22 protein-coding genes are annotated in these 22,191 nt (G+C 64.4%); 7 read left to right on the forward strand and 15 right to left on the reverse strand.

Annotated elements, in window-relative coordinates; genetic code table 11:
• Nucleotides 1–32: 32 nt before the first annotated feature.
• The 3 genes from GYB81_RS00205 to GYB81_RS00215 form a co-directional block, all read right to left on the reverse strand.
• Nucleotides 33–1,007, reverse strand: coding sequence for a lysylphosphatidylglycerol synthase transmembrane domain-containing protein (locus tag GYB81_RS00205; RefSeq protein ID WP_161864771.1), 975 nt, complete (start codon nucleotides 1,005–1,007; stop codon nucleotides 33–35).
• A 209-nt stretch (nucleotides 1,008–1,216) separates the two neighbouring features.
• Nucleotides 1,217–1,654 (reverse strand): YqaA family protein, encoded by a 438-nt coding sequence (locus tag GYB81_RS00210; RefSeq protein ID WP_161864772.1) that lies wholly within the window; start codon nucleotides 1,652–1,654, stop codon nucleotides 1,217–1,219.
• A gap of 33 nt (nucleotides 1,655–1,687) precedes the next feature.
• The gene (locus GYB81_RS00215) at nucleotides 1,688–2,416 is read right to left on the reverse strand and encodes a VC0807 family protein (protein WP_161864773.1); all 729 of its coding nucleotides are present in this window, start codon (nucleotides 2,414–2,416) and stop codon (nucleotides 1,688–1,690) included.
• 166 nt (nucleotides 2,417–2,582) lie between these two features.
• On the opposite strand from GYB81_RS00215, the gene GYB81_RS00220 reads away from it, so the two are divergent.
• The 7 genes from GYB81_RS00220 to GYB81_RS00250 all read left to right on the forward strand — a co-directional run bounded on the left by GYB81_RS00220 (nucleotide 2,583) and on the right by GYB81_RS00250 (nucleotide 8,077).
• Complete coding sequence (locus tag GYB81_RS00220; RefSeq protein WP_161864774.1) at nucleotides 2,583–3,506, forward strand: substrate-binding domain-containing protein; 924 nt, start codon at nucleotides 2,583–2,585, stop codon at nucleotides 3,504–3,506.
• 78 nt (nucleotides 3,507–3,584) lie between these two features.
• A complete protein-coding gene (locus GYB81_RS00225) occupies nucleotides 3,585–4,358 on the forward strand; it encodes a substrate-binding periplasmic protein (protein WP_161864775.1) in 774 nt (257 codons plus the stop codon).
• Between the two features lie 49 nt (nucleotides 4,359–4,407).
• A complete protein-coding gene (locus GYB81_RS00230) occupies nucleotides 4,408–5,166 on the forward strand; it encodes a substrate-binding periplasmic protein (protein WP_161864776.1) in 759 nt (252 codons plus the stop codon).
• Between the two features lie 53 nt (nucleotides 5,167–5,219).
• Entirely contained in the window at nucleotides 5,220–6,221 is a 1,002-nt protein-coding gene (locus tag GYB81_RS00235; RefSeq protein ID WP_161864777.1) for a type II secretion system F family protein, read from the forward strand.
• A gap of 137 nt (nucleotides 6,222–6,358) precedes the next feature.
• Entirely contained in the window at nucleotides 6,359–7,222 is an 864-nt protein-coding gene (locus tag GYB81_RS00240; RefSeq protein ID WP_161865077.1) for an isocitrate lyase/PEP mutase family protein, read from the forward strand.
• A 69-nt stretch (nucleotides 7,223–7,291) separates the two neighbouring features.
• Entirely contained in the window at nucleotides 7,292–7,558 is a 267-nt protein-coding gene (locus tag GYB81_RS00245; protein WP_161864778.1) for a DksA/TraR family C4-type zinc finger protein, read from the forward strand.
• A 75-nt stretch (nucleotides 7,559–7,633) separates the two neighbouring features.
• On the forward strand, nucleotides 7,634–8,077 hold the full coding sequence (locus GYB81_RS00250) for a hemerythrin domain-containing protein (protein ID WP_024306818.1): 444 nt from the start codon (nucleotides 7,634–7,636) through the stop codon (nucleotides 8,075–8,077).
• Nucleotides 8,078–8,117: 40 nt separating this feature from the next.
• Here the strand turns inward: GYB81_RS00250 and ureC are convergent, their stop codons facing one another.
• The 12 genes from ureC to GYB81_RS00310 all read right to left on the reverse strand — a co-directional run bounded on the left by ureC (nucleotide 8,118) and on the right by GYB81_RS00310 (nucleotide 22,094).
• Complete coding sequence (gene ureC / locus GYB81_RS00255) at nucleotides 8,118–9,818, reverse strand: urease subunit alpha (RefSeq protein WP_161864779.1); 1,701 nt, start codon at nucleotides 9,816–9,818, stop codon at nucleotides 8,118–8,120.
• Nucleotides 9,819–9,956: 138 nt separating this feature from the next.
• Nucleotides 9,957–10,265, reverse strand: a complete 309-nt coding sequence (locus GYB81_RS00260) for an urease subunit beta (protein WP_064493952.1) — start codon at nucleotides 10,263–10,265, stop codon at nucleotides 9,957–9,959.
• A gap of 7 nt (nucleotides 10,266–10,272) precedes the next feature.
• A complete protein-coding gene (locus GYB81_RS00265) occupies nucleotides 10,273–10,773 on the reverse strand; it encodes a GNAT family N-acetyltransferase (RefSeq protein WP_161864780.1) in 501 nt (166 codons plus the stop codon).
• Between the two features lie 3 nt (nucleotides 10,774–10,776).
• Nucleotides 10,777–11,079, reverse strand: a complete 303-nt coding sequence (gene ureA, locus GYB81_RS00270; protein ID WP_024306823.1) for an urease subunit gamma — start codon at nucleotides 11,077–11,079, stop codon at nucleotides 10,777–10,779.
• An 83-nt stretch (nucleotides 11,080–11,162) separates the two neighbouring features.
• Complete coding sequence (locus GYB81_RS00275) at nucleotides 11,163–11,999, reverse strand: urease accessory protein UreD (RefSeq protein ID WP_161864781.1); 837 nt, start codon at nucleotides 11,997–11,999, stop codon at nucleotides 11,163–11,165.
• A gap of 168 nt (nucleotides 12,000–12,167) precedes the next feature.
• Complete coding sequence (gene urtE / locus GYB81_RS00280; protein WP_161864782.1) at nucleotides 12,168–12,866, reverse strand: urea ABC transporter ATP-binding subunit UrtE; 699 nt, start codon at nucleotides 12,864–12,866, stop codon at nucleotides 12,168–12,170.
• Nucleotides 12,867–13,064: 198 nt separating this feature from the next.
• Nucleotides 13,065–13,907 carry an urea ABC transporter ATP-binding protein UrtD gene (gene urtD / locus GYB81_RS00285; RefSeq protein ID WP_161864783.1) on the reverse strand — a complete coding sequence of 281 codons (843 nt, stop codon included), beginning with the start codon at nucleotides 13,905–13,907 and terminating at the stop codon, nucleotides 13,065–13,067.
• Nucleotides 13,904–14,995, reverse strand: a complete 1,092-nt coding sequence (gene urtC / locus GYB81_RS00290; protein ID WP_161864784.1) for an urea ABC transporter permease subunit UrtC — start codon at nucleotides 14,993–14,995, stop codon at nucleotides 13,904–13,906. The genes urtD and urtC overlap by 4 nt, the downstream gene beginning before the upstream one ends.
• Complete coding sequence (gene urtB, locus GYB81_RS00295) at nucleotides 14,995–16,563, reverse strand: urea ABC transporter permease subunit UrtB (RefSeq protein ID WP_161864785.1); 1,569 nt, start codon at nucleotides 16,561–16,563, stop codon at nucleotides 14,995–14,997. The genes urtC and urtB overlap by 1 nt, the downstream gene beginning before the upstream one ends.
• A 172-nt stretch (nucleotides 16,564–16,735) precedes the next feature.
• Nucleotides 16,736–18,001 carry an urea ABC transporter substrate-binding protein gene (gene urtA, locus GYB81_RS00300; protein WP_161864786.1) on the reverse strand — a complete coding sequence of 422 codons (1,266 nt, stop codon included), beginning with the start codon at nucleotides 17,999–18,001 and terminating at the stop codon, nucleotides 16,736–16,738.
• Between the two features lie 636 nt (nucleotides 18,002–18,637).
• Nucleotides 18,638–19,231 (reverse strand): MarC family protein, encoded by a 594-nt coding sequence (locus GYB81_RS00305; protein WP_161864787.1) that lies wholly within the window; start codon nucleotides 19,229–19,231, stop codon nucleotides 18,638–18,640.
• Between the two features lie 82 nt (nucleotides 19,232–19,313).
• Nucleotides 19,314–22,094, reverse strand: coding sequence for a hybrid sensor histidine kinase/response regulator (locus GYB81_RS00310; protein WP_161864788.1), 2,781 nt, complete (start codon nucleotides 22,092–22,094; stop codon nucleotides 19,314–19,316).
• Between the last annotated feature and the right edge of the window lie 97 nt (nucleotides 22,095–22,191).

Raw genomic sequence — 22,191 nt, forward strand, 5'->3', positions numbered from 1 at the left:
TTCTATGCCAGTGCTGCGGTGGCGGCGAGTCGTCAGGATGGCAGATGGGTGCCGCGTTGTTTTTCCTTCCACTGGCTCCATTCGAAGCCCAGCACCACCAGCAGTGAAAGGGCGAAGGGCAGCAGCAGATAGAACACGCGGAACACGATCAGCGCAGCCAGTACGTCGGCCGCGGGAATTTCCGGCAGGGCAGCCAGGAAGGTCACTTCCAGCACGCCCAGACCACCCGGCGCATGGGACAGCAGGGCCAGCGAGAAGGAGGCGAGGAAGACGCCGAGCACCACCAGATAGCCGGGGTGATTGTCGGCCGGCAGGGCGAAATAGATGATCGCCGCCGCGCATAGCAGCTCCAGCGGGCCGGCCAGCAACTGGCGGCTGACGATAGGCAGGCGCGGATATTCCACGTGCAGCTTGCCCAGGGTCCAGGGTTTGAACTGGCGCCAGGAGCCCAGCACGTAAAGACCGACCAGGCTCAGCAGGACGCTGCCAATGATCACCGAGACCAGCGGCGTGATATTGGCCACCCGGTGAATCAGATCGGGTTGGGCGATCAACACGCAGCCGCTGGCCAGCAGGGTGCCGAGGGCGAAGGTGAAGGAGCAGAAGACGATGAGGATGCCGATTTCCTGTGGCGTCAGGCCCTTGCTGCGATAGGCGCGGTAACGCACCACCGCGCCGGAGAACACCGACGCACCGATGTTGTGAGCCAGGGCGTAGGTGGTGAACGAACACAGCGTGATGAAGCGCCAGGGAATCTTCTTGCCAAGATGGGCGATGGCGATGCGGTCGTACCAGGCCAGCGCCCAGTAGGCGCCCAGCGTGGCGGCAGCGGCCAACAGCCAGTTCATGTGAGAGATCGCTTCGAGGCTGCCCTTGATTTCGTCCAGGGAGATATTGCGCAGTTCGCGGTAGAGCAGGAAGCCAGACAGCACCACGGCACCGAGCCCGATCAGCGTCCAGATCAGGTCGCTGCGCTTCAGTTTGGGTTTGGCTTCTACGACAGACACCGCTATTCCTCGCTCACCAGGCCCGGGGTAGTGGGGCCGCATGCCTCTGACGAGGCGGCTGTTCACCGGCTTGCCGGCCGCTCGCAACGGCCGTTGGCGGATCGTGCCCGCGCGGCGCGCTGCGCAGTATCAGGGAGCCATCGCAACTACTCAACTGGCAAGCATGCAGGCACCCTTCTGTAGTTGTGTCAGCGATTGTTCCGATACGTTCATATCCACGCCAGGGTCAGCGCTGCCAGCACCGCGTAGCGGCCGGCTTTGGCCAGGGTGACGATGGCCAGGAATATCCACAGGCGTTCGCGCATCACCCCGGCGACCAGCGTCAATGGGTCGCCGATCACCGGCATCCAGCTGAGCAGCAACGACCAGCGTCCGTAACGGGCATACCAGGCCTGTGCCTGCTGCAGCCGAGCGGGGCTGACGGGAAACCAGCGCCGCTCGCGGTAATGTTCGATCGAACGCCCCAGCAGCCAGTTGACCCATGAGCCCAGCACGTTGCCCAGGGTGGCCGTCAGCAGCAGTGCCCAGAGCGGATGCTGACCCGCCAGTAGCAGGGCGACCAGCACTGCCTCGGACTGCAGTGGCAGCAATGTCGCCGCGCCGAAGGCGGAGATGAACAGGGCCGGGTAGGCAGATAGACCGAACATGTGCAGCGCTGCCGACCCGCAGGTCGGCGCGACTCAGTGCTGCGATTCCTGACCGGTGTTGGCCATTATGTCCTCCAGGCTCAGCCCGGTCAGGCCATGAATGGTTTTCCACAGGTAGTAGAAAATGGCCATGAGCATGATCATCGACGGAATGGCGATCATCGGATAGCTGAGCAGGGTCATGCGCCCCAGTTCGTCGTTGAACGCTTCGGTGCCGGCCGGGCTGACCACGATCCACTTGGCCAGCACGTAGTTCATGAACGAGGAGAAGAAGAAGGTGCCGCTGAGCCAGTAGGTGGCGCGCATCAGCCGCGTTTCGAAATGCTCGACGTGGCCACCCTGCTCCAGCCGATCATGGATCTTGTCGACGTTGAGCACCGTCTTGTTGAACAGCAGGGTGCGGATCAGCGGATAGCGGGTGCGGGTGGAAACCAGCACGGCGATGCCGATCAGGCCGGGAATGGCGGCTTCCTTGACGGCCAGCCACTGGGTATCCAGATGCAGCAGGCCGATGCCGCCGGTCAACGCCACGCTGATCAGGCCGAGCAGGGCGATGAAGTTGAATTTGCGATACTTGATCAGCTCGAACGCGCCCCAACCCAGGGGGAACGCCAGGGCCAGCAGCAGCGCACCGTCGGCGCCGAGGCGATGCTCGCCACTGAGCTTCATCAGAATGAATGAGGGAATCAGGATGCTGATCGCCAGATCGATCAACGGGCGGGGCTTGTGCGTCGGGGTACGGCTGTCGGTAGTGGCGGTCATGGTAGCTGGAGTCTGCGTAGGAAGCCCGATGATCGCCTGCCCGGCGCGCCAGAGCTAGCCCGACTGTCGGTTTTGAATGTGAAAAAGTATGAGCCGACAGCTTGCCGACAGGAGTCGCGCCGCGCAATGGCGCTGCTAAAGTGATGGCGAGGCTCTGGAGTCGAACATGCCGAGAATCATCCCTTTCATTTGCTTGCTGCTGAGCGCCTGGGGCCTGCCGGCGACGCCGTCCTGGGCGCGCGACTGCATTGGCCTGGTGCCGGCCGGCACCTCGGCCTATTGGGCCGAGCTGGAGGCCGGAGCGAGGCGCACCGCCGACGATCTGCAACTGCAACTCTACACTCGCGGGCCAGCACAGGAGGGCCGCGTCGAGGTGCAGCTGCAGCTGATCGAACACGTTCTTGCCCATGGCTGCAAGGCGCTGATCATCGCACCTGCCGGCGACGCCATCGACACACGTATCGCCGCTCTGCGCGCCGAAGGCATTCCTACCGTCTACGTCGATCGCAGTGTCGCCGGTGACGGCGCCTATGCGCTGGTGGCGACCGACAACTTTCTTGCCGGGCAGTTGGCCGGGCAGCAGTTGGCCGAGCGTCTCGGGCGCGGTGGTCGGGTCGGTGTATTGCGCCTGCGCCCCGGCCTGCAATCGACCGAAGAACGCGAGCGCGGCTTTCTGCTCGCAGCCCAATCGGCGGGGCTGCAGGTAGTGTTCGACAGCTATTTGGGCGATGACCGCCAGCGCATCGTCCAGGCCCTGAGCGAGCAATTACCCAGACTCGACGGCCTGTTCAGCGCCAATGGCACCAGCAGTCGCGCAACCCTGGCGGCCCTGCGCCAGCTGGGCAAGGCCGGGCAGGTAGACTTCGTCGGCTTCGACGGGGGCGAGCCGCTGCTCAGTGCTCTGCGCGAGGGACAGATCCAGGCACTGCTGCTGCAACAGCCAAAAGCCATGGGGGACCATGCGGTGCGCCTGGTGCAGCGCGCTCTGAGCGGTGAACGGGCCAGCTCGCGCCTGCAACTGCTGCTCGAACCCCGGGTAATGACCGCCAGGGATTTGGCCGATACGACCGCGCCTGCACAAGCTTGGTGATGGACTGCGCCGGCGTTTATGATCCTGCCCCGGACGCTCTGAATTCGCTGTAGGGCGTGCCTTTGACGGTATAGCGTAATGAACCTGAAGTACCCGGTTGCGGTTCTGTTGTTACTAGGCAGCCTTGGCGCCCATTTGCCAGCTGCCGAGTTGCGGCTGTACACCGAAGACTATCGACCGTTCAGCTTTCTGCAGGACGGCGAGCCGAGCGGCATGGCCGTGGCCGTTGTCGAGGCGCTGATCCGCCGCACCGGTGATACGGCGCGCATCGAACTGGTGCCCTGGACACGCGGCTATCACCAGGCTCGTCACCAGGCCGATACCGCGCTGTTTTCCACCGTCCGCACTGCGCAGCGTGAAGCCGAGTTCCAGTGGGTTGGGCCGATCGCGCGGGGCTATACGCGGTTCTACACGCACAAGGATGCCGGGTTGCGCGTCACCAGTCTCGACGATGTGCGCCGACTCGGCACCCTGGCCGTGCCCAAACAGTGGTACAGCTATGAACTGCTGAGTCAGCGGAATATGGATAACCTCTACGGCGTGCCAACCCCGCAGGACATGCTGCGCATGTTTCGCCATGGCCGGGTCAAGCTGCTACTGGCCAACACCCTGACCCTCGATGGCATGCTCGCCGAACAGGGCATGCATGCCGGACAGTTGCAGGCGCAGTTCGACCTGATGCCCAACGACTCCTACATTGCCTTCTCCCTGCACACCGATGCCGCTCGTGTTGCCCGCTGGCAGCAGGCGCTTCAGGGTATGCGCCAGGACGGTAGTCTGGAGCGTATCTATCGGCGCTGGTTTCCCAATGCCGACGAGAGGGCGCTGGCTGATCTGCTTCGCGTCGAGTGAGCTGCTGCGTTGCGCAGTGTGACTTGCTAGGCTGCAAGCGGGAGGGGGCATGATGGGCAAACGCTTGCGTCAATGGTTGAGTGTCGTGCTGGTGGTGCTGTGCGCACCGGCGGCAGCGCAATTGCGTCTGCTCACCGAGGATGCGCCGCCGATGAGTTTCATGCGCGACGGCGAAGCCAGTGGTTTCTCCGTCGAAGTGGTCAGGGCCTTGCTGGCGCGTACCGGCGACCGTGGACAGATCGAGATGGCGCCCTGGACTCGCGCGTTCCATCTGGCCCAACAGGATGAAGACATCGCCCTGTTTTCCACCGTGCGTACGCCCGAGCGTGAGGGCAAGTTTCAATGGGTCGGCCCCATAGTGGTTGGCACGACCAGCTTCTACTCGCTGAAATCCCGCCACCTGAGCATCGACACCTTGCAGCAGGCCGCAACCAGCGGACCTCTGGCGCTGCCCAAGCAGTGGTACACCTTCGAGACTCTGAGTGCCAAGGGGTTCACCAATCTCTACGGCGTGCCCAGTTCGAAGCACATGATGACCCTGCTCAAGCATGGCCGGGTCAACCTAATCGCTACCGAGGACCTGACCCTGGCTGGCGAGCTCGCCGCCGTGGATCTCAAACCGCAGGATGTCACCGCGCATGCGCCGTTCATGCGCTCGGCCTACTATATCGCCTTCTCCCCGCAGACGTCGGTGGTGCGCGTGGTGCGCTGGCAGCGCGCGTTGCGGCAGATGCACGAGGACGGCAGCCTCGAGGCGATCCTCAGGCGCTGGATGCCGCATGCACCGATGCCGCCCATGGAACCGTAGCGGCTCGCATGGCGACTGGTTAACCTGAGCGCTGCAATCCACCGAGTCCGATCATGTCGCGTGCCAAAGTTACTCTCGATCTGCGCAGCCGCACCGCGTTGTTCGCTCACCTGGGGGCGATGGAGCGCGCCGGTGTGCCCATCGATCGAGCGCTGGCCAGTCTGAACCTCGGGGGCCGCCATGAGGCCGCCGTAAAGCGCTTGCGGCAGATGGTGGGCAACGGTCGCGACCTGGCGAGTTCCGGCCAGTTGAGTGGCGTATTCACGCCACTGGAAAGCAGCCTGGTACGCGCCGCGCAGGAAGCCGGCGCGTTGGCTCATATCTACGAGCAACTGGCGCAGCGTTACGAGGGACAGGCTCGCCATGCGGCCGAATTGCTGTCGCGCCTGCTGCTGCCGGCAGGCGTGCTGCTGCTGGCGCTGGCGGTCAAACCCTTGCCCGCTTTGGCCGCTGGAAACCTTAGCGTTGCGGGATACCTTGCTGCCGTGCTGCTGCCGCTGTTCTGGCTGTCTGCGCCACTGTGGGTGGCTCGCGCGCTGTGGCGTCGCTGGCAGCAGCGAAGCACCGCTCAGCCTGGCACTCTCGACGATCTGCTACTGGCCCTGCCAGTGCTCGGCGGCCTGCAGCGCCGCGCTGACCTGCGAAATTTCTGTGACAGTCTCGGGTTGTTGCTGGAGGCGGGCATGCCGGTGCTCGATGCCTTGCCACGAGCCTGTAGCGCGGTGAGCAATGCGCGGCTAAGGCGGGATTTCGCCACTCTGGCGCCGCGAGTCGCTGCCGGGCAATCGCTGGTGCGTGCCTTCGATGGGCTGAGCTTTCCCGGCAAGGCCATGCTGATCGGCGTGCTCAATACCGGTGAAACGACCGGACGGCCGGGCGAGGCACTGCTGCGTTTCGCCCGCCTGCAGGCGCAGCAGCTGGCTGCTAGCCAGCAGATGCTGGCGAGCTGGGCGCCTCGGCTGTTCTATCTGGCCGTCGCCATCTGGATGGCATACGGCCTGCTTACCGGCGGTGGGTTCTTCCCGGCGCTGCCCGCGGAGCTGGCTGGCCGATAAATTGCTGGTCATCCGCCACGGCGATTCGTTTGAAAGCTGGCAGCAAGTGCCTTGCGCTAGCATTCGTCACGTCTACGCCATTACTAAAAAGAGAAAAAAGCGATTCAACCGACTTTGGAATACGCCCCATGCCCATCCTGCAACGTGCATCCCACCATGAGCTGCGCAGCGCCTTTCGTGCCCTGCTGGCTTCCGACCGCTGCTACCACACGGCTTCGGTCTTCGATCCCATGTCCGCCCGCATTGCCGCCGATCTCGACTTCGAAGTCGGCATCCTTGGCGGCTCCGTCGCCTCCCTACAGGTACTCGGCGCGCCGGACTTCGCCCTCATCACCCTCAGCGAATTCGTCGAGCAGGCCGCGCGCATCGGCCGCGTCGCGCGCCTGCCGGTGATCGCCGATGCCGACCATGGCTACGGCAATGCGCTCAACGTGATGCGCACCGTGGTCGAACTGGAACGCGCCGGCGTTGCCGCGCTGACCATCGAAGACACCCTGCTGCCGGCCCAGTTCGGTCGCAAGTCCACCGACCTGATCTCCATCGAGGAGGGTGTCGGCAAGATCCTCGCCGCGCTGGAAGCACGCGTCGATCCTGACCTGGCCGTCATCGCCCGTACCCATGCCGGCGTGCTGGAAGTCGATGAAGTGATCCGCCGTACCCGCGCCTATGAGGCGGCCGGCGCAGATGGCATCTGCCTGGTCGGAGTCAGGGATTTCGCCCACCTGGAGCAGATCGCCGCAGGTCTCAAGGTGCCGCTGATGCTGGTCACCTACGGCAACCCCGAGCTGCGCGACAACCAGCGCCTGGCCCGCCTGGGCGTGCGCATCGTGGTCAACGGCCATGCCGCCTACTTCGCCGCGATCAAGGCTACCTACGACTGCCTGCGCGAACAGCGCGGCGCGCAGCCGTGCGACCTCAACGCCACCGAGCTGACCCACAAGTACACCATGCCCGAGGATTACATCCTCTGGGCCAAGGAGTTCATGGAAGTCCGCGAGTAGCGACGGGCAGCACTTGCACTTCGCATTTACCGGGCGCATATCTGTCGGGTGAATGCGAGGAGGTCGAGCATGGCAGGCGGTTGGGCAAGTGACGACGCAGTTCAGGAACAGATCGACAGCAGCATCGAGGACGCCGTCGCGCGCGCTCGCCGGCAACTGCCGAAAGGCGAGAGTCTGCGTCACTGCGAAGAATGCGATGCAGCCATTCCCGAGGCCCGGCGCCAGGCCATTCCCGGCGTGCGCCTGTGCGTCAAGTGCCAGGCCGAGCACGACCGGGAAAACGCCGCCTATAGCGGTTATAACCGCCGGGGCAGCAAGGACAGCCAGTTGCGTTGAGCAAGCGGTACGGCACCTATGCGAGTCCTGATGGTCTAGTGCTACTACAACCGTGACTCAGGAAGAGGTGCCTGCATGACGATTTTCGAAGCTTTACGCATCAGCCACGACATCCAGCGCGAACTGGCGCAGAAACTGATCGCCACCCAGGGCGACAGCGCCGAGCGCCACGCTTTGTTCTCTCAGCTCAAGCACGAACTGGCCGTGCATTCAGTGGCCGAGGAGCGCCATTTCTATATCCCCCTGATGCAGCAGGATGCGGGCGTCGATCTGTCGCGCCATGCGATTGCCGAGCATCACGAGATGGATGAAATGGTCGAGGGCCTGGAGGAAACCGACCCCAGCAGCCCCAGCTGGCTGGCGCAAGCCAAGGCGCTGGCGGAAAAGGTCGAGCATCACCTCAAGGAAGAAGAACACACCTTCTTCCAGATGGCCGGCAAGCTGCTACGCGACAAGGAGAAGCAGCAGCTGGCCGGTGATTATCTCAATGCCTATGACGAGATGAAGCAGGCGTCCTGATAGACCGATGAGAGCCGGGCGTAACGCCCGGCTCTTTCGTTCAGAACAGGAAGTAACGCTGCGCCATCGGCAGCACCTCGGCCGGTTCGCACCAGAGCAACTGGCCGTCGGCCCTGACCTGATAGTTCTGCGCATCGACCTCGATGTGCGGCAGGTAGCCGTTGTGGATCAGGTCGGTCTTCTGCACCTCGCGGCAGCCCTTCACCACGCCAATCTGCTTCTGCAAGCCGAGCTGCTGCGGCACGCCGGCGTCGAACGCCGCCTGGCTGATAAAGGTGATGCTGGTGGCATGGCGGCTGCCGGCGTAGCTGGCGAACATCGGCCGGTAGTGCACCGGCTGCGGTGTCGGGATCGAGGCGTTGGCGTCGCCCATCAGACTGGCGGCGATCGCCCCGCCCTTGAGGATCAGCGTTGGTTTGACGCCGAAGAAAGCCGGGCGCCAGAGCACCAGATCCGCCCACTTGCCCACTTCGATCGAGCCCACCTCGTGGCTGATGCCGTGGGTGATCGCCGGGTTGATGGTGTACTTGGCGATATAGCGCTTGGCGCGGAAGTTGTCGTTGCCCGGCGCATCCTCGGGCAGGGCGCCGCGCTGTTTCTTCATCTTGTCGGCGGTCTGCCAGGTACGGGTGATCACCTCGCCGACGCGGCCCATGGCCTGGCTGTCGGAGCTGATCATGGAAAAGGCACCGAGGTCGTGGAGGATGTCCTCGGCGGCAATGGTTTCCCGGCGGATGCGGCTCTCGGCGAAGGCCACATCCTCGGCGATGCTCGGGTCGAGGTGGTGGCAGACCATGAGCATGTCCAGATGCTCGTCGATGGTGTTCTTGGTGAACGGTCGGGTCGGGTTGGTCGAGGAGGGCAGCACATTGGGGAAGCCACAGGCCTTGATGATGTCCGGCGCGTGGCCGCCGCCGGCACCCTCGGTGTGGTAGGTGTGAATGGTGCGGCCCTTGAAGGCGCCCAGGGTGGTCTCGACGAAGCCGGATTCGTTCAGGGTGTCGGTGTGGATCGCCACCTGCACATCGTACTGGTCGGCCACGCTCAGGCAGTTGTCGATGGCCGCCGGGGTGGTACCCCAGTCCTCGTGCAGCTTCAGGCCGATGGCGCCGGCCTTGACCTGCTCGATCAAGGGCTCCGGCAGCGAGGCGTTGCCCTTGCCGGTAAAACCTAGGTTCATCGGGAAGGCGTCGGCGGCCTGCAGCATGCGCGCCATGTGCCAGGGGCCGGAGGTGCAGGTGGTGGCGTTGGTACCGGTGGCAGGGCCCGTGCCGCCACCGATCATGGTGGTGACGCCACTCATCAGCGCCTCTTCGATCTGCTGCGGGCAGATGAAGTGGATATGGGTGTCGATGCCGCCGGCGGTGAGGATCATGCCCTCGCCGGCGATCACCTCGGTGCCGGCACCGATGGCGATGGTCACGTCCGGCTGGATGTCCGGGTTGCCGGCCTTGCCGATGGCAGCGATGCGCCCGTCCTTGAGGCCGACGTCGGCCTTGACGATGCCCCAGTGGTCGATGATCAGCGCGTTGGTGATCAGCGTGTCGACCACATCGGCGGCGCACAGCTGGCCCTGGCCCATGCCGTCGCGGATCACCTTGCCGCCGCCGAACTTCACTTCTTCGCCGTAGGTGGTGAAGTCCTTCTCCACTTCGATCCACAGGTCGGTATCGGCCAGGCGCACCTTGTCGCCGACGGTGGGGCCGAACATGTCGGCATAGGCTTGTCTGCTGATTTTCATATTCGCTTCCCTTGTGGCGCGAAGGCTGGCGCGTCTTTTCTGTCTGTCAGGGGATTTAGGAGCTGTGGTTCTTCTTGTAGGAGCGGCTTTAGCTGCGAAGCCGTTATCGCGGCTGAAGCCGCTCCTACAAGGGGCATCTCAATCCAGGTCGCCCATCACCCGGCCGGCGAAGCCGAACACCCGGCGCGCACCGGCCAGATCGACCAGCTCGACCTCACGGCTCTGCCCGGGCTCGAAACGCACCGCGGTGCCGGCTGGGATGTTCAGGCGCATACCTCGCGTGGATGCTCGATCGAAGATCAGCGCATCGTTGGTCTCGAAGAAGTGGTAGTGCGAGCCGACCTGGATCGGCCGGTCACCGCTGTTGGCCACGGACAGAGTCAGGGTGCGGCGGCCGGCATTGAGCTCGATCTCGCCATCGGCAATCTGGTATTCGCCGGGAATCATGGGCTGCTCACTCCAGAATCAGTTGCATAAAGGTCAGATCAAGCCAGCGGCCGAACTTGCGGCCGACCTGGGGCATTTGCCCGGTGGTGACGAACCCTAGGCGCTGGTGCAGGCGAATCGAGGCGGCATTTTCCGACTCGATGGCGGCGACCATGACGTGGAGCTTGGCGGCCCGAGCGCGCTCGATCAGCGCCTGCATCAGCGCCGGGCCGAGCCCTTGGCCGCGCTGGTCGGGGCGTACGTAGACCGAATGCTCGACGGTGTGGCGAAAGCCTTCGATGCTGCGCCAGGTGCCGTAGCTGGAATAGCCGACTACCTCGCCGGCGGCGTCATGCGCGACCAGTACGGGAAAGCCGGCCGCCGTGCGTTCGGCCAGCCAGGCACGGCGGTTGGCCAGGTCCACCAGGGTCTCGTTCCAGATCGCCGTGGTGTGCTGCACGGCGTCGTTGTAGATAGCGAGGATGCCGGGTAGATCGGCCTCGCTGGCGTTCACTATCGAATAGCTCATGAATCACGCAATCGGCTGGTGTACGGTCACCAGCTTGGTGCCGTCGGGGAAGGTGGCTTCGATCTGGATCTCCGGAATCATCTCCGGCACGCCCTCCATCACCTGCTCGCGGGCCAGCAGGGTGGTGCCGAAGTGCATCAGCTCGGCCACGGTCTGGCCGTCGCGCGCGCCTTCGAGCAGGGCGGCGGAGATATAGGCCATGGCCTCCGGGTAGTTGAGCTTGACCCCGCGGGCCAGACGGCGCTCGGCCACCAGGCCGGCGGTGAAGATCAGCAGCTTGTCTTTCTCGCGTGGACTCAGATCCATCGTGTTACTCCATTAGGGCGTATGCCTGGCATCGCCTGAATGCGTCGGTGTGGTAGGGCGGATGTCGCTTTTTACATCCGCCGTCATGTGCTCCAGATGCGTGGCGGTCGCGCTTCACGCCCCAGCAGCGCCGGACGTAGCAGGCGCCAGAGTTCAATCAGCCAGGCACGCGCCTTGAGCGCTTCACTGGCCAGGCAGCGCGCGACCAGCAGGCCCGCGAGCTGGCTGAGGTCGCCGCGTACGCCTTCGATCTTCAGTTCGCGGCAGCGCTCGAGTAAATCACTGTCCACCTCGCCACTGACCAGCAGGGTGGCGAATACCGGCTGGCCGTTCAGGCCGATGGGCGAGTCGAGCAGGCTGTCGCCGCCGCTCACGCGCTGGCGCTCGTGCCACAGCAACCTGCCATCCCGACGAACATCCAGTGCGGCCTGAAAGTGGCCGCAGGCAAAGCGCTCGTCGGCGGCGGGGCGGCCGAGGGCAACGATGTCCCAGTAGAACAGGCGAGCGTCGCCGTGCAGCTCGATCTGCGTATGCAGTTCGGCCTGGGCGCCGGCATAGACGATGGTTTCCTGCGGCAGCCATTCCAGGGTGGCGCCGGCCTCGACGCGCAGGCGCAGATCCTGGCGGGCGACGCCGGCGGCGCGGTACCACTTGGCTGCGCCGGGGCTGGTGAGCTGCACCCAGGTGCGTTCGCCGGCATGGGCCGAGATGTCCAGGCGGTCGCCACCGGCGATGCCGCCAGGCGGGTGGACGATGATGTGCTGGCACACCTCCGGCCCCTCGGCGTAGAGGTGTTTCTGCACCCTGAGAGGGCCAAGGTGACGCCTGCGCACCGGCGTGGTGCGTTCACTGTGGCGCGCGTAGGCCAGCTCCAGCTCGGCGGGCCAGCTGGGCGTGAACAGGGCGGCAGGCAGATTCATGTTGAGGCAACGGTTCCGCAGGATAGTTGACCGAGTGGGCAAGCAAGAGGCGTGCCCTGAACCAATTCGGTGCGTGTGAGCTGGCAACACCTGACATGCACCAGTGGTCGGGAGGTTGCTACCTCTGAGTCGTCGCGGCTAAAAGCCCCTCCCACAGGCGGGTGCAGGTCAGATCGCCACCAACCCGCGTACGCCTTCGGCTTCCATGTTCTCACCACGGCCCTGCTGGACGATCTCGCCGCGGCTCATCACCAGATACTGGTCGGCCAGTTCGGCGGCGAAGTCGTAGAACTGCTCCACCAGCAGTATGGCCATGTCGCCACGGGCGGCGAGTTTCTTGATCACTGCGCCGATCTCCTTGATCACCGAGGGCTGGATGCCTTCGGTGGGCTCGTCGAGGATCAACAGGCGTGGCTGGCTGGCCAGGGCGCGGCCGATGGCCAGCTGTTGCTGCTGACCACCTGACAGGTCGCCGCCGCGGCGATGCTTCATCTCGCGCAGCACCGGGAAGAGTTCGTAGATGAACCCCGGCACTTCCTTGGCCTGGCTGCCGGGAAAGCGTGACAGGCCCATCAGCAGGTTCTCTTCCACCGTCAGGCGCCCGAAGATCTCGCGCCCCTGCGGCACGTAGGCGATGCCGGCCTGCACGCGCTGGTGCGGCTTGTAGGCGATGATGGCCTTGCCCTCCCATTGGACATGGCCGTCCTTGGCCGGGATCAGGCCCATCAGGCACTTGAGCAGGGTGGTCTTGCCCACGCCGTTGCGGCCGAGCAGGCAGGTGACCTCGCCGACCTTCACGTCGAACGACAGGCCACGGAGGATGTGGCTGCCGCCGTAATACTGGTGGAGTTGTTGGACTTGCAGCATGACGTACCTCTGCGTGGTTCTGTAACTGACGACGCTCGGCGTCGTTGGAACGCGGCGCGTTCCGGGAGGGGTTCCCGCGCGGGCGCAATGCCGCCTCGCAGTGGAAACCATCAATTTTCTTCGCGGCTGAAGCCGCTCCTACAGGTTGAGGGACGTCTCGTAGGAGCGGCTTCAGCCGCGAATTCGCAGAGCGATGGCTCAGCGCCCCAGATAAACCTCGATCACCCGCTCATCGTTCTGTACCTGCTCCAGCGAGCCTTCGGCCAGCACGCTGCCCTGGTGCAGCACGGTGACGTGGTCGGCGATGGAGCCGACGAAGCCCATGTCGTGCTCGACCACCATCAGCGAGTGCTTGCGTGCCAGGGACTTGAACAGCTCAGCGGTGAACTCGGTCTCGGCGTCGGTCATGCCCGCTACCGGCTCGTCGAGCAGCAGCAGGTGCGGCTCCTGCACCAGCAGCATGCCGATTTCGAGGAACTGCTTCTGGCCGTGGGAGAGCAGACCGGCCGGGCGATGGCGCGAGGCTTCCAGGCGGATGGTGCTCAGCACTTCCTCGATACGATCCTTCTGCTCGCCGTTGAGCCTGGCACGCAGGCTGGCCCACACCGACTTGTTGGTCTTCTGCGCCAGTTCCAGGTTTTCGAACACCGTCAGCGCCTCGAATACCGTGGGTTTCTGGAACTTGCGGCCGATGCCGGCCTGGGCGATCTCCACTTCGCTCATGCTGGTGAGGTCGTACTGTTCGCCGAAGTAGGCCACGCCGTTGTCCGGCCGGGTCTTGCCGGTGATCACGTCCATCATGGTGGTCTTGCCGGCGCCGTTGGGGCCGATGATGCAGCGCAGCTCGCCGACGCCGATGTACAGGGTCAGGTTGGTCAGCGCGCGAAATCCGTCGAAGCTGACGTTGATGTCTTCCAGAGTGAGGATGGTGCCGTGGCGAACGTTGACGCCCTTGCCGACGTTCTTGCCGGTATCCAGCGCCAGGCCGGTGGGGTCGAAGGCGGCTTCGAGCATGGTCTCGGGCAGGGGAGTGGCTCTCATTGATCCTTCTCCTTCTTCAGCAGGCCAATCACGCCCTTGGGTAGAAAGAGGGTGACGACGATAAACAGCGCGCCCAGGGCGAACAGCCAGTATTCGGGGAAGGCCACGGTGAACCAGCTCTTCATGCCGTTGACGATACCGGCGCCGAGCAGCGGGCCGATCAGCGTGCCGCGACCACCGAGGGCGACCCACACGGCTGCTTCGATGGACTGGGTCGGGGCCATCTCGCTGGGGTTGATGATGCCCACCTGGGGCACGTACAGCGCGCCGGCCAGGCCGCACAGCACCGCGGATAGCACCCAGATGAACAGCTTGTAGCCGCGCGGATCGAAGCCGCAGAACATCAGGCGGTTCTCGGCGTCACGCAGGGCGGTCAGCACGCGGCCGAACTTGCTGCGCGCCAGGCGAAAGCCCAGGTACAGGCTGCCTACCAGCAGCACCACGGTGGCGAAGAACAGTGCGGCGCGGGTGCCCTGCGCGGTGATGTCGAAGCCGAGGATGCGGGTGAAACCGGTAAAGCCGTTGTTGCCGCCGAAGCCGGTTTCGTTGCGGAAGAACAAGAGCATGCCGGCAAAGGTCAGCGCCTGGGTCATGATCGAGAAGTACACGCCCTTGATCCGCGAGCGGAAGGCGAAGAAACCGAACACCAGGGCCAGCAAGCCGGGCGCCAGTACCACCAGGCACAGCGCCCAGAGAAAACTCGAGGTGCCGTACCAGTACCAGGGCAGCTCGCTCCAGGCCAGGAAGCTCATGAAGGCCGGCAGCCCGTCGCCCGCCGACTGGCGCATCAGGTACATACCCATGGCATAACCGCCGAGGGCGAAGAACAGGCCATGGCCCAGCGACAGCATGCCGGCGTAGCCCCAGACCAGATCCAGCGCCAGGGCGACGATGGCGTAGCAGAGGATCTTGCCCACCAGCGTCAGGGCGTAGGCCGAGAGGTGCAGGGCATGGTCGGCCGGCAACAGGTGCAGCAGCGGCATTGCGATCAGCACGGCCAGCACCAGCAGGCCGATGGCGATGGAGACCTGCGGGCCGAGTTTGGCGCTGGCGCGGGCCAGTAGCGTTTGATTCAGTGGCATGGTCATCAGTCGATCACCCGTCCTTTGAGAGCGAAGAGGCCTTGCGGGCGTTTCTGGATGAACAGAATGATCAGCGCGAGGATGAGAATCTTGCCGAGTACCGCACCTATCTGCGGCTCTAGGAACTTGTTCACCACGCCCAGACCGAAGGCCGCCAGCACGCTACCGGCCAGCTGGCCGACACCGCCGAGCACCACTACCAGGAAGGAGTCGATGATGTAGCTCTGGCCCAGGTCCGGGCCGACGTTGCCGATCTGGCTGAGGGCCACGCCGCCGAGGCCGGCGATGCCCGAGCCGAGGCCGAAGGCCATCATGTCCACGCGCCCGGTGGGTACGCCACAGCAGGCGGCCATGTTGCGGTTCTGCGTCACCGCACGCACGTTCAGGCCGAGGCGCGTCTTGTTCAGCAGCAGCCAGGTCAGGGCCACCACGAACAGGGCGAAGCCGATGATGACGATGCGGTTGTACGGCAGCACCAGGTTGGGCAGCACCTGCACGCCGCCGGACAGCCAGGCCGGGTTGGCCACTTCGACGTTCTGCGCGCCGAAGGTGACGCGCACCAGTTGAATGAGGATCAGGCTGATGCCCCAGGTGGCCAGCAGGGTTTCCAGTGGGCGGCCGTAAAGATGGCGGATCACCGTGCGCTCCAGCGCCATGCCGATGCAGGCGGTGACCAGAAAGGCCACGGGCAACGCGGCCAGCGGGTAGAGCGTGAGGTAATCCGGGGCCAGGCGCTGGAAGCTCAGCTGCACCACATAGGTGGTGTAGGCGCCGAGCATCAGCATCTCGCCATGGGCCATATTGATCACCCCGAGTAGCCCGAAGGTGATGGCCAGACCCAGGGCGGCCAGCAGCAGGATTGAGCCGAGCGACAGGCCGCTGAAGGCCTGGCCGAGCAGCTCGCCGATCAGCAGTTTGTTCTTCACCTGAGCCAGGCTTTTCTCGGCGGCGGCGCGTACTTCGGCATCGCTTTCATCGCCATCAAGCAGGCCTTGCAGGCGCGTGCGGGCCAGCGGGTCTCCGGTCCTGCCCAGGCGCTCCACGGCCGCCAGGCGCACGGCCGGGTCGCTGGCCTCCAGCTGCAGGTTGGCCAGGGCCAGGGTGAGGGCATCGCGTACGTTCTCATCGGCCTCCATGCTCAGGCGACTTTCCAGCAACGGCAGCAGTGCCGGCGGTGTATTGCGCTGCAGTTGCTTGGCCGCGCCGAGGCGCACGGCTGCATCCTTGTCGAGCAACTGATGACTGGCGACGGCGAAGCCGATCAGGCCGCGCAGGCGGTTGTTCAGACGCAGTTTGCGCGGCGTGCCGTTGGCCTCGGCTGCGCCATCGGCGGCCTGCCAGGTGCCGCTCTGTTCGATGAAGGCGCGTTTGTCGGCGTCGCTGCCGACGCGGCCCTGCTGCAGGGCCTGCAGCAGTGGCACGCGTTCGGCATTAGGCGCGGCGGCCCAGTCCTGCAGCAGCTTGGCCTGCTTGCCGGCGTTGGCGGTGACGAAATCGTCGGCCTCGCCAGCCTGCACCGCCAGTGGCAGACACAGCAGCAGGCTCAGGAGAATTCGCGTAAGGGCAGTGGGCATATGGGTGTCCTTGGCGTAGCCCGGATGAAGTCCGGGGCGAGCTTCCCGGATTGCATCCGGGCTACGGCGACCCTCTCCCCCGCCCCTCTCCCGCAAGCGGGAGAGGGGAGACAAGCGGCACTGCAAGCCATTGACGAACTGTGGTTGCCGCAAGCGGGAGAGGGCTTTTGCCTTAGTTTGACTTCACCGGGGTATCGGCTTTCTTGTCGTTGCCTTCGATGAAGGGGCTCCACGGCTGGGCGCGGATCGGGCCTTCGGTTTCCCAGACCACTTCGAGCTGACCGTCTTCCTGGATTTCGCCGATCATCACCGGCTTGTGCAGGTGGTGGTTCTTCTCGTCCATCTTCAGGGTGAAACCGCTCGGCGCGGCGAACTCCTGGCCGGCCATGGCTTCACGCACCTTGTCGACGTCGGTGGTGCCGGCCTTCTCGACCGCCTGCGCCCACATATGGATGCCCACGTAGGTGGCTTCCATCGGATCGTTGGTCACCACGGTGTCGGCGTTCGGCAGCTTCTTGGCCTTGGCGTAGGCTTTCCAGTCGGTGACGAACTTCTCGTTGACCGGGTTCTCCACCGACTGGAAGTAGTTCCAGGCCGCCAGGTGGCCGACCAGCGGCTTGGTGTCGATGCCGCGCAGTTCCTCTTCACCCACGGAGAAGGCCACCACCGGCACTTCGGTGGCTTCCAGGCCCTGGTTGGCTAGTTCCTTGTAGAACGGCACGTTGGAGTCGCCGTTGACGGTGGAGACCACGGCGGTCTTGCCGCCGGCGGCGAACTTCTTGATGTTGGCGACGATGGTCTGATAGTCGCTGTGGCCGAAGGGGGTGTAGACCTCTTCGATGTCCTTGTCGGCGATGCCCTTGCTGTGCAGGAAGGCGCGCAGGATCTTGTTGGTGGTGCGCGGGTAGACGTAGTCGGTGCCGAGCAGGAAGAAGCGTTTGGCGCCGCCGCCGTCTTCGCTGAGCAGGTATTCCACCGCCGGAATGGCCTGCTGGTTCGGCGCTGCGCCGGTGTAGAAGACGTTCGGCGACATCTCTTCGCCTTCGTACTGCACCGGATAGAACAGCAGGCCGTTCAGCTCCTCGTAGACCGGCAGCACGGATTTGCGCGATACCGAGGTCCAGCAGCCGAAGGTCACCGCGACCTTGTCCTGGGTCAGCAGCTGGCGGCCTTTTTCTGCGAACAGCGGCCAGTTGGAGGCCGGGTCGACCACTACCGGCTCCAGCTGCTTGCCGAGCACGCCGCCCTTGGCGTTGATCTCTTCGATGGTCATCAACGCCATGTCTTTGAGCGAGGTTTCGGAAATGGCCATGGTGCCGGACAGCGAGTGCAGGATGCCGACCTTGATGGTCTCGGCGGCCTGGATGGACCAGCTCAGGCCCATGGCGGCGATGGAAGCGGAAAGGGTAAAGGCCTTGATCAGGCTGCGACGTTGCATGGTGCGATCTCCATTCACAAGCGTGAGTAAGTGGACAGCGTTGTTATTGGTCATGCGTGAAGGTCATGGCCCGCTTGTCCGGGCATCTGCGCTAGGCGCCGGCGAGCGCCGTACAGCCCGGGCAAGGTGATCGATGCACCTGTGCCTTGCTGACCTCTATAGGGCTCTTGAGCAATTGCTGTGCCTCTTCTGCACAACGGCTCAGGATCGCCCCCGAGAACCCACCCGTGCGTGGTGTGGCTTCAACTTGGCGCGCAGCGTCCGAGCGCTGTCCAGCCGCCCTGGAATGCGGATCTTCTCGTTGACCTCAGCAGCAAAACGGGCCATCTCGCGATTGCTCGTGGCGGTAGCAATTGATGGCGCAGTTCTTCGTCCAAGCGCGACTGACGTGCACTGATTGCAGGTGCCGCACCATGCGGGTGCGCTTCAGCAGGAATAGTGCAAGCGCATGTTCGACGGTGGAGCGCAGCGCTCGACTGAGCCTCGGATGTGAGATGAGAGCGTCGCGAAAAGCGCAGCGGCTACCAGAGAAAATCCAGAAAACGCGGCGCCGGGTCTGGGGAATGTGATCAGGCGGCTGTTGCCGGCAGGACGAGTGGCAGGTGGTTATCTCAAGGGCGCGATGATCGGCAGAGCTTAGGGCACGAGGTAGTTCTTCACCCCGGTGAAGATGATCTGCGCCGCCAGAGCGCAGACGAACAGGCCCATCAGGCGGCTGACGATCTGCAGGCCCTGCTCGCCAAGCAGGCGCTCGAACTGGTTGGAAAGGTACAGCACCACACCGACGGTGAGGCTGGCGAGAAAGATCGCCGCCACGGCCACCAGCTTGTCGTCCCAGTGCGGCTGGCTGGCCCCCATCAGCAGCAGGGCACCGATGGTGCCGGGACCGACGGTCAGCGGAATGGTCAGCGGTACGATGGTCACGTCCTGCTGCACGTTGTCGCTCTGCACCGCCGGCTTGCCCTGGGCCATGCCGAGGGCGGAGATGAACAGCACCGAGCCCGCGCCGATGCGGAAGGCGTCGATGGTGATGCCGAACAGGGTGAAGATGTGTTTGCCGAACAGGTACAGCAGCACGCTGGCAATCAGAGTGGCCAGGGCCACCTTCCAGGCCAGGCGCTTGCGCTCCTTCAGGGTGTAACCGCGGCTGAGGCCGATAAAGCAGGAGAGGACGAAGAAGGGGCTGTAGAGCACCAGCATCTTCAGGTACAGGCTGAACAACTCGGACATGTGAGACTCGTTTGCTGGGGCGAGAGTAGGGCGGGTACAACCTGCCATCGATAGCCTGGCGGGTGTCGTCCGCCCGACGACATTACGACACCTCGCGCTGGCGACGCAGTTCGCGTTCTGCGATCCAGTGCTCGATCAGCTCACGCAGCTGCGACAGCTCCACCGGCTTGGACATATGGCCGTCCATGCCCACGGCCCGCGCGCGTTCCTTGTGTTCGCTCAATATGTGTGCGGTCAGTGCCACCACCGGCGTACGCGGGCGCTTCTCGCTCTGCTCCCAGGCGCGCAGCTGTTCGGTGGCGGAGAAGCCGTCGAGCACCGGCATTTCGCAGTCCATCAGCACCAGGTCGTAGGGCTGCGCCTTCATTGCGCTGAGGGCTTCCTCGCCGTTGCTGGCGGTGTCCGGCTTGAGATTGAGCTTGCCGAGCATGCCGCGGATCACCTTGGTGGAGATGCTGTTGTCTTCGGCGACCAGAATACGGAAGTCGGCCGGCACGTTCAGCGGCGTGCTCACTGGCGTCGGCGCGGCCTGCGCGGGGCTGTCGTTGGGGCGCTGGGCCAGTTCGTCAGCCAGGGTCGTCTTGAGCGTGTAGCCGGCCACCGGCTTGGCCAGGATGCGCTTGATTCCCGCGTTACGCGCGATTACCTTGCTCGGCGCGTTGCTGATGCCGGTGAGCATGATGACCAGAATGTCGTGGTTGAGGCTGGGGTCTTCCTTGATCTTGGCCGCCAGCTGCATGCCGGTCATGCCGGGCATGTCCTGGTCGAGCAGCACCGCGTCGAAGTATTCGCGCATGTGCGCCTTGGTGCGCAGCAGCGCCAGTGCTTCCTTGCCGGAGGGCACGGCGCTGACCTGCATGCCCCAGGCGTTGCATTGCTGCATCAGCACTTTGCGGCAGGTGTCGTTGTCGTCCACCACAAGCAGGCGTGCGCCCTGTAGCGGACTGTCCAGATCGGTTTCCGGTTGTTCCAGGCGGGCGGCGTCCAGCGGCAGGGTCAGCCACAGGGTGGTGCCCTGGTTACCGCTGCCCTGGATGCCGAACTCGCCGCCCATCAGGCGCACCAGCTGACGTGCGATGATCAGGCCAAGGCGCCCGCCCAGCTGGGTGGCTGCGAGGAAGTCGCGGCTCTGCAGTTCGGCATTGAGCAGGGCGTCGCGCTCTTCCGGCTGCAGCGGTCGGCCGCTGTCCTGCACCGCAACGCGCAGGCGGTACTGGCCATCGCTGCTGTCGAGTGCCGCGACCAGCAGGATTTCGCCTTCGTCGGTCTGCTTGAAGGCGTTGTCCAGCAGGCTCAGCAGCGCCTGGCGCAGGCGCGTCGGATCGCCACTGATCACGCGCGGCACCTGCGGCTGGATGAAGCTGATCAGTTCCACCTTCTGCTGTTCGGCCTTGGCGCGGAAGATGTCCAAGCAGTCCTCGATCAGCGCGCCGAGATCGAACTGCACGTCGTCCAGCTCGATCTGCCCGGATTCCAGCTTGGAAATGTCGAGGATTTCGTTGATCAGGGTAAGCAGCTCGTTGCCCGAGCTGTGGATGGTCTGTACGTAGTCACGCTGCTTGGCCGACAGCGGCGTGCCCAGCAGCAGTTCAGTCATGCCCAGCACGCCGTTCATCGGGGTGCGGATTTCGTGGCTGATCTTGGCCAGGAATTCGGCCTTGGCGCGCAGCTCGGCGCTGCTGGCCGCAAGGGCAGTGCTCGCTTGCAGGGTGTCATGCTGGATCTGCCGCTGGCGTTCGGTCAGCGACACGCTGAGGATCAGGCCGGCCAGCGTGGCGACGCTGAACACACCGAGCACCAGCCAGCCCGGATTGAGCTGATCGAAACCGAGCAGTACCGGCACGAAGAAGCCGAAGCCCAGGTTGAAAACCACCATGCCCACGGTGATCAGGCGCGCCGGCTGATAGCCCGAGCGCCAGTGCAGGCTGCTCACCAGCAGCAGATTCAGCGAGCTGAGGACCACCAGCAGGTAGACCAGTGAGCTGTACCAGAACAAACCGGTAACGGTGATGCACAGAGCGTAGGCCAGGATCAGCAGCGCATTGCCCTGCAGCAGGCGGTTGAGCGGGCTGTGCTGCACCGGCGTGCCATGCATGAAGCTGAGGCCAAAGGCCAGCGCGCTGAACGCGGCGAACAGTGCGGAAAGGTCGGCAATCAATGACTGGTTGTAGCCCAGGCTGGGCAGCCACTGGGCAAAGATGCCGAGGTTGGCCGACGAGCACACCGCCAGGCCGATATTCACCCCGGCCAGCCACAGACCACTGGCACTGCGGCTGTATATGAAGCGGATGAGGTTGTACAAGGTCAGCAGCAACAGCGCGCCGAACAGCATGCCGTAGAGGTAGGCAGGCTTTTCCAGGCTGACCAGCTCGGCCTGATCCATGACCTTGAACCAGGTCATCAGCGGATGGTTGGAGGTCAGGCGGACATAGGCGACGCGGGCCTGGCCGTCGTTGGGCAGGGGCATCAGGTAGAAACGCGATGGCAGCGGTCGCGAATTCAGCGGCATGGCTTCGCCGGTGTGCAGGTTCTGCTCCAGCTGGCCGTCTTTCAGCAGGTAGTAGTCGAGATACTGCACCCGTGGCGAGAAGATCCACAGCCAGGCTGGCTGCTGCTGTGGCGCCAGTTCGGCGCGCAGCCACACGGCGTGGTCACTGGGCGGGAAGGTGAAGGACTGTTTGCTCAGTGGCTTGAATTGCTGGCGCTGGGCACGCACTTCTTCGAGGCCCAGGCGGGCGCTGGCGTCGACCAGATAGGACCAGCCGTGGGCGATTGTCGGGGCTGAGTTCGCACTGGCTGTCAGGGCAAGGCCGAGCAACAGCAAACTGGCGAGTAGTCCGATGGCAATCCTGAGCCGGCGCACGGGCAAATCCTTCTAAATGAGTGGCCGGATTATAGCCAAGCATTTGCTCGGGGGAATACGGCGCGGCGAGCCTTTTTACCGCCTACCGCGCCGTATT

The sequence above is a fragment of the Pseudomonas yangonensis genome, assembly GCF_009932725.1.
Taxonomy (GTDB): Bacteria; Pseudomonadota; Gammaproteobacteria; order Pseudomonadales; family Pseudomonadaceae; genus Aquipseudomonas; species Aquipseudomonas yangonensis.

Bases quoted from the DNA above. Each gene is read 5' to 3' on its own strand.
- GYB81_RS00210 (WP_161864772.1), bottom strand. From the start codon at position 1,654: ATGTTCGGTCTATCTGCCTACCCGGCCCTGTTCATCTCCGCCTTCGGC.
- GYB81_RS00215 (WP_161864773.1), bottom strand. From the start codon at position 2,416: ATGACCGCCACTACCGACAGCCGTACCCCGACGCACAAGCCCCGCCCG.
- GYB81_RS00220 (WP_161864774.1), top strand. From the start codon at position 2,583: ATGCCGAGAATCATCCCTTTCATTTGCTTGCTGCTGAGCGCCTGGGGC.
- GYB81_RS00225 (WP_161864775.1), top strand. From the start codon at position 3,585: ATGAACCTGAAGTACCCGGTTGCGGTTCTGTTGTTACTAGGCAGCCTT.
- GYB81_RS00230 (WP_161864776.1), top strand. From the start codon at position 4,408: ATGATGGGCAAACGCTTGCGTCAATGGTTGAGTGTCGTGCTGGTGGTG.
- GYB81_RS00235 (WP_161864777.1), top strand. From the start codon at position 5,220: ATGTCGCGTGCCAAAGTTACTCTCGATCTGCGCAGCCGCACCGCGTTG.
- GYB81_RS00245 (WP_161864778.1), top strand. From the start codon at position 7,292: ATGGCAGGCGGTTGGGCAAGTGACGACGCAGTTCAGGAACAGATCGAC.
- GYB81_RS00250 (WP_024306818.1), top strand. From the start codon at position 7,634: ATGACGATTTTCGAAGCTTTACGCATCAGCCACGACATCCAGCGCGAA.
- ureC (WP_161864779.1), bottom strand. From the start codon at position 9,818: ATGAAAATCAGCAGACAAGCCTATGCCGACATGTTCGGCCCCACCGTC.
- GYB81_RS00260 (WP_064493952.1), bottom strand. From the start codon at position 10,265: ATGATTCCCGGCGAATACCAGATTGCCGATGGCGAGATCGAGCTCAAT.
- GYB81_RS00265 (WP_161864780.1), bottom strand. From the start codon at position 10,773: ATGAGCTATTCGATAGTGAACGCCAGCGAGGCCGATCTACCCGGCATC.
- ureA (WP_024306823.1), bottom strand. From the start codon at position 11,079: ATGGATCTGAGTCCACGCGAGAAAGACAAGCTGCTGATCTTCACCGCC.
- GYB81_RS00275 (WP_161864781.1), bottom strand. From the start codon at position 11,999: ATGAATCTGCCTGCCGCCCTGTTCACGCCCAGCTGGCCCGCCGAGCTG.
- urtE (WP_161864782.1), bottom strand. From the start codon at position 12,866: ATGCTGCAAGTCCAACAACTCCACCAGTATTACGGCGGCAGCCACATC.
- urtD (WP_161864783.1), bottom strand. From the start codon at position 13,907: ATGAGAGCCACTCCCCTGCCCGAGACCATGCTCGAAGCCGCCTTCGAC.
- urtC (WP_161864784.1), bottom strand. From the start codon at position 14,995: ATGACCATGCCACTGAATCAAACGCTACTGGCCCGCGCCAGCGCCAAA.
- urtB (WP_161864785.1), bottom strand. From the start codon at position 16,563: ATGCCCACTGCCCTTACGCGAATTCTCCTGAGCCTGCTGCTGTGTCTG.
- urtA (WP_161864786.1), bottom strand. From the start codon at position 18,001: ATGCAACGTCGCAGCCTGATCAAGGCCTTTACCCTTTCCGCTTCCATC.
- GYB81_RS00305 (WP_161864787.1), bottom strand. From the start codon at position 19,231: ATGTCCGAGTTGTTCAGCCTGTACCTGAAGATGCTGGTGCTCTACAGC.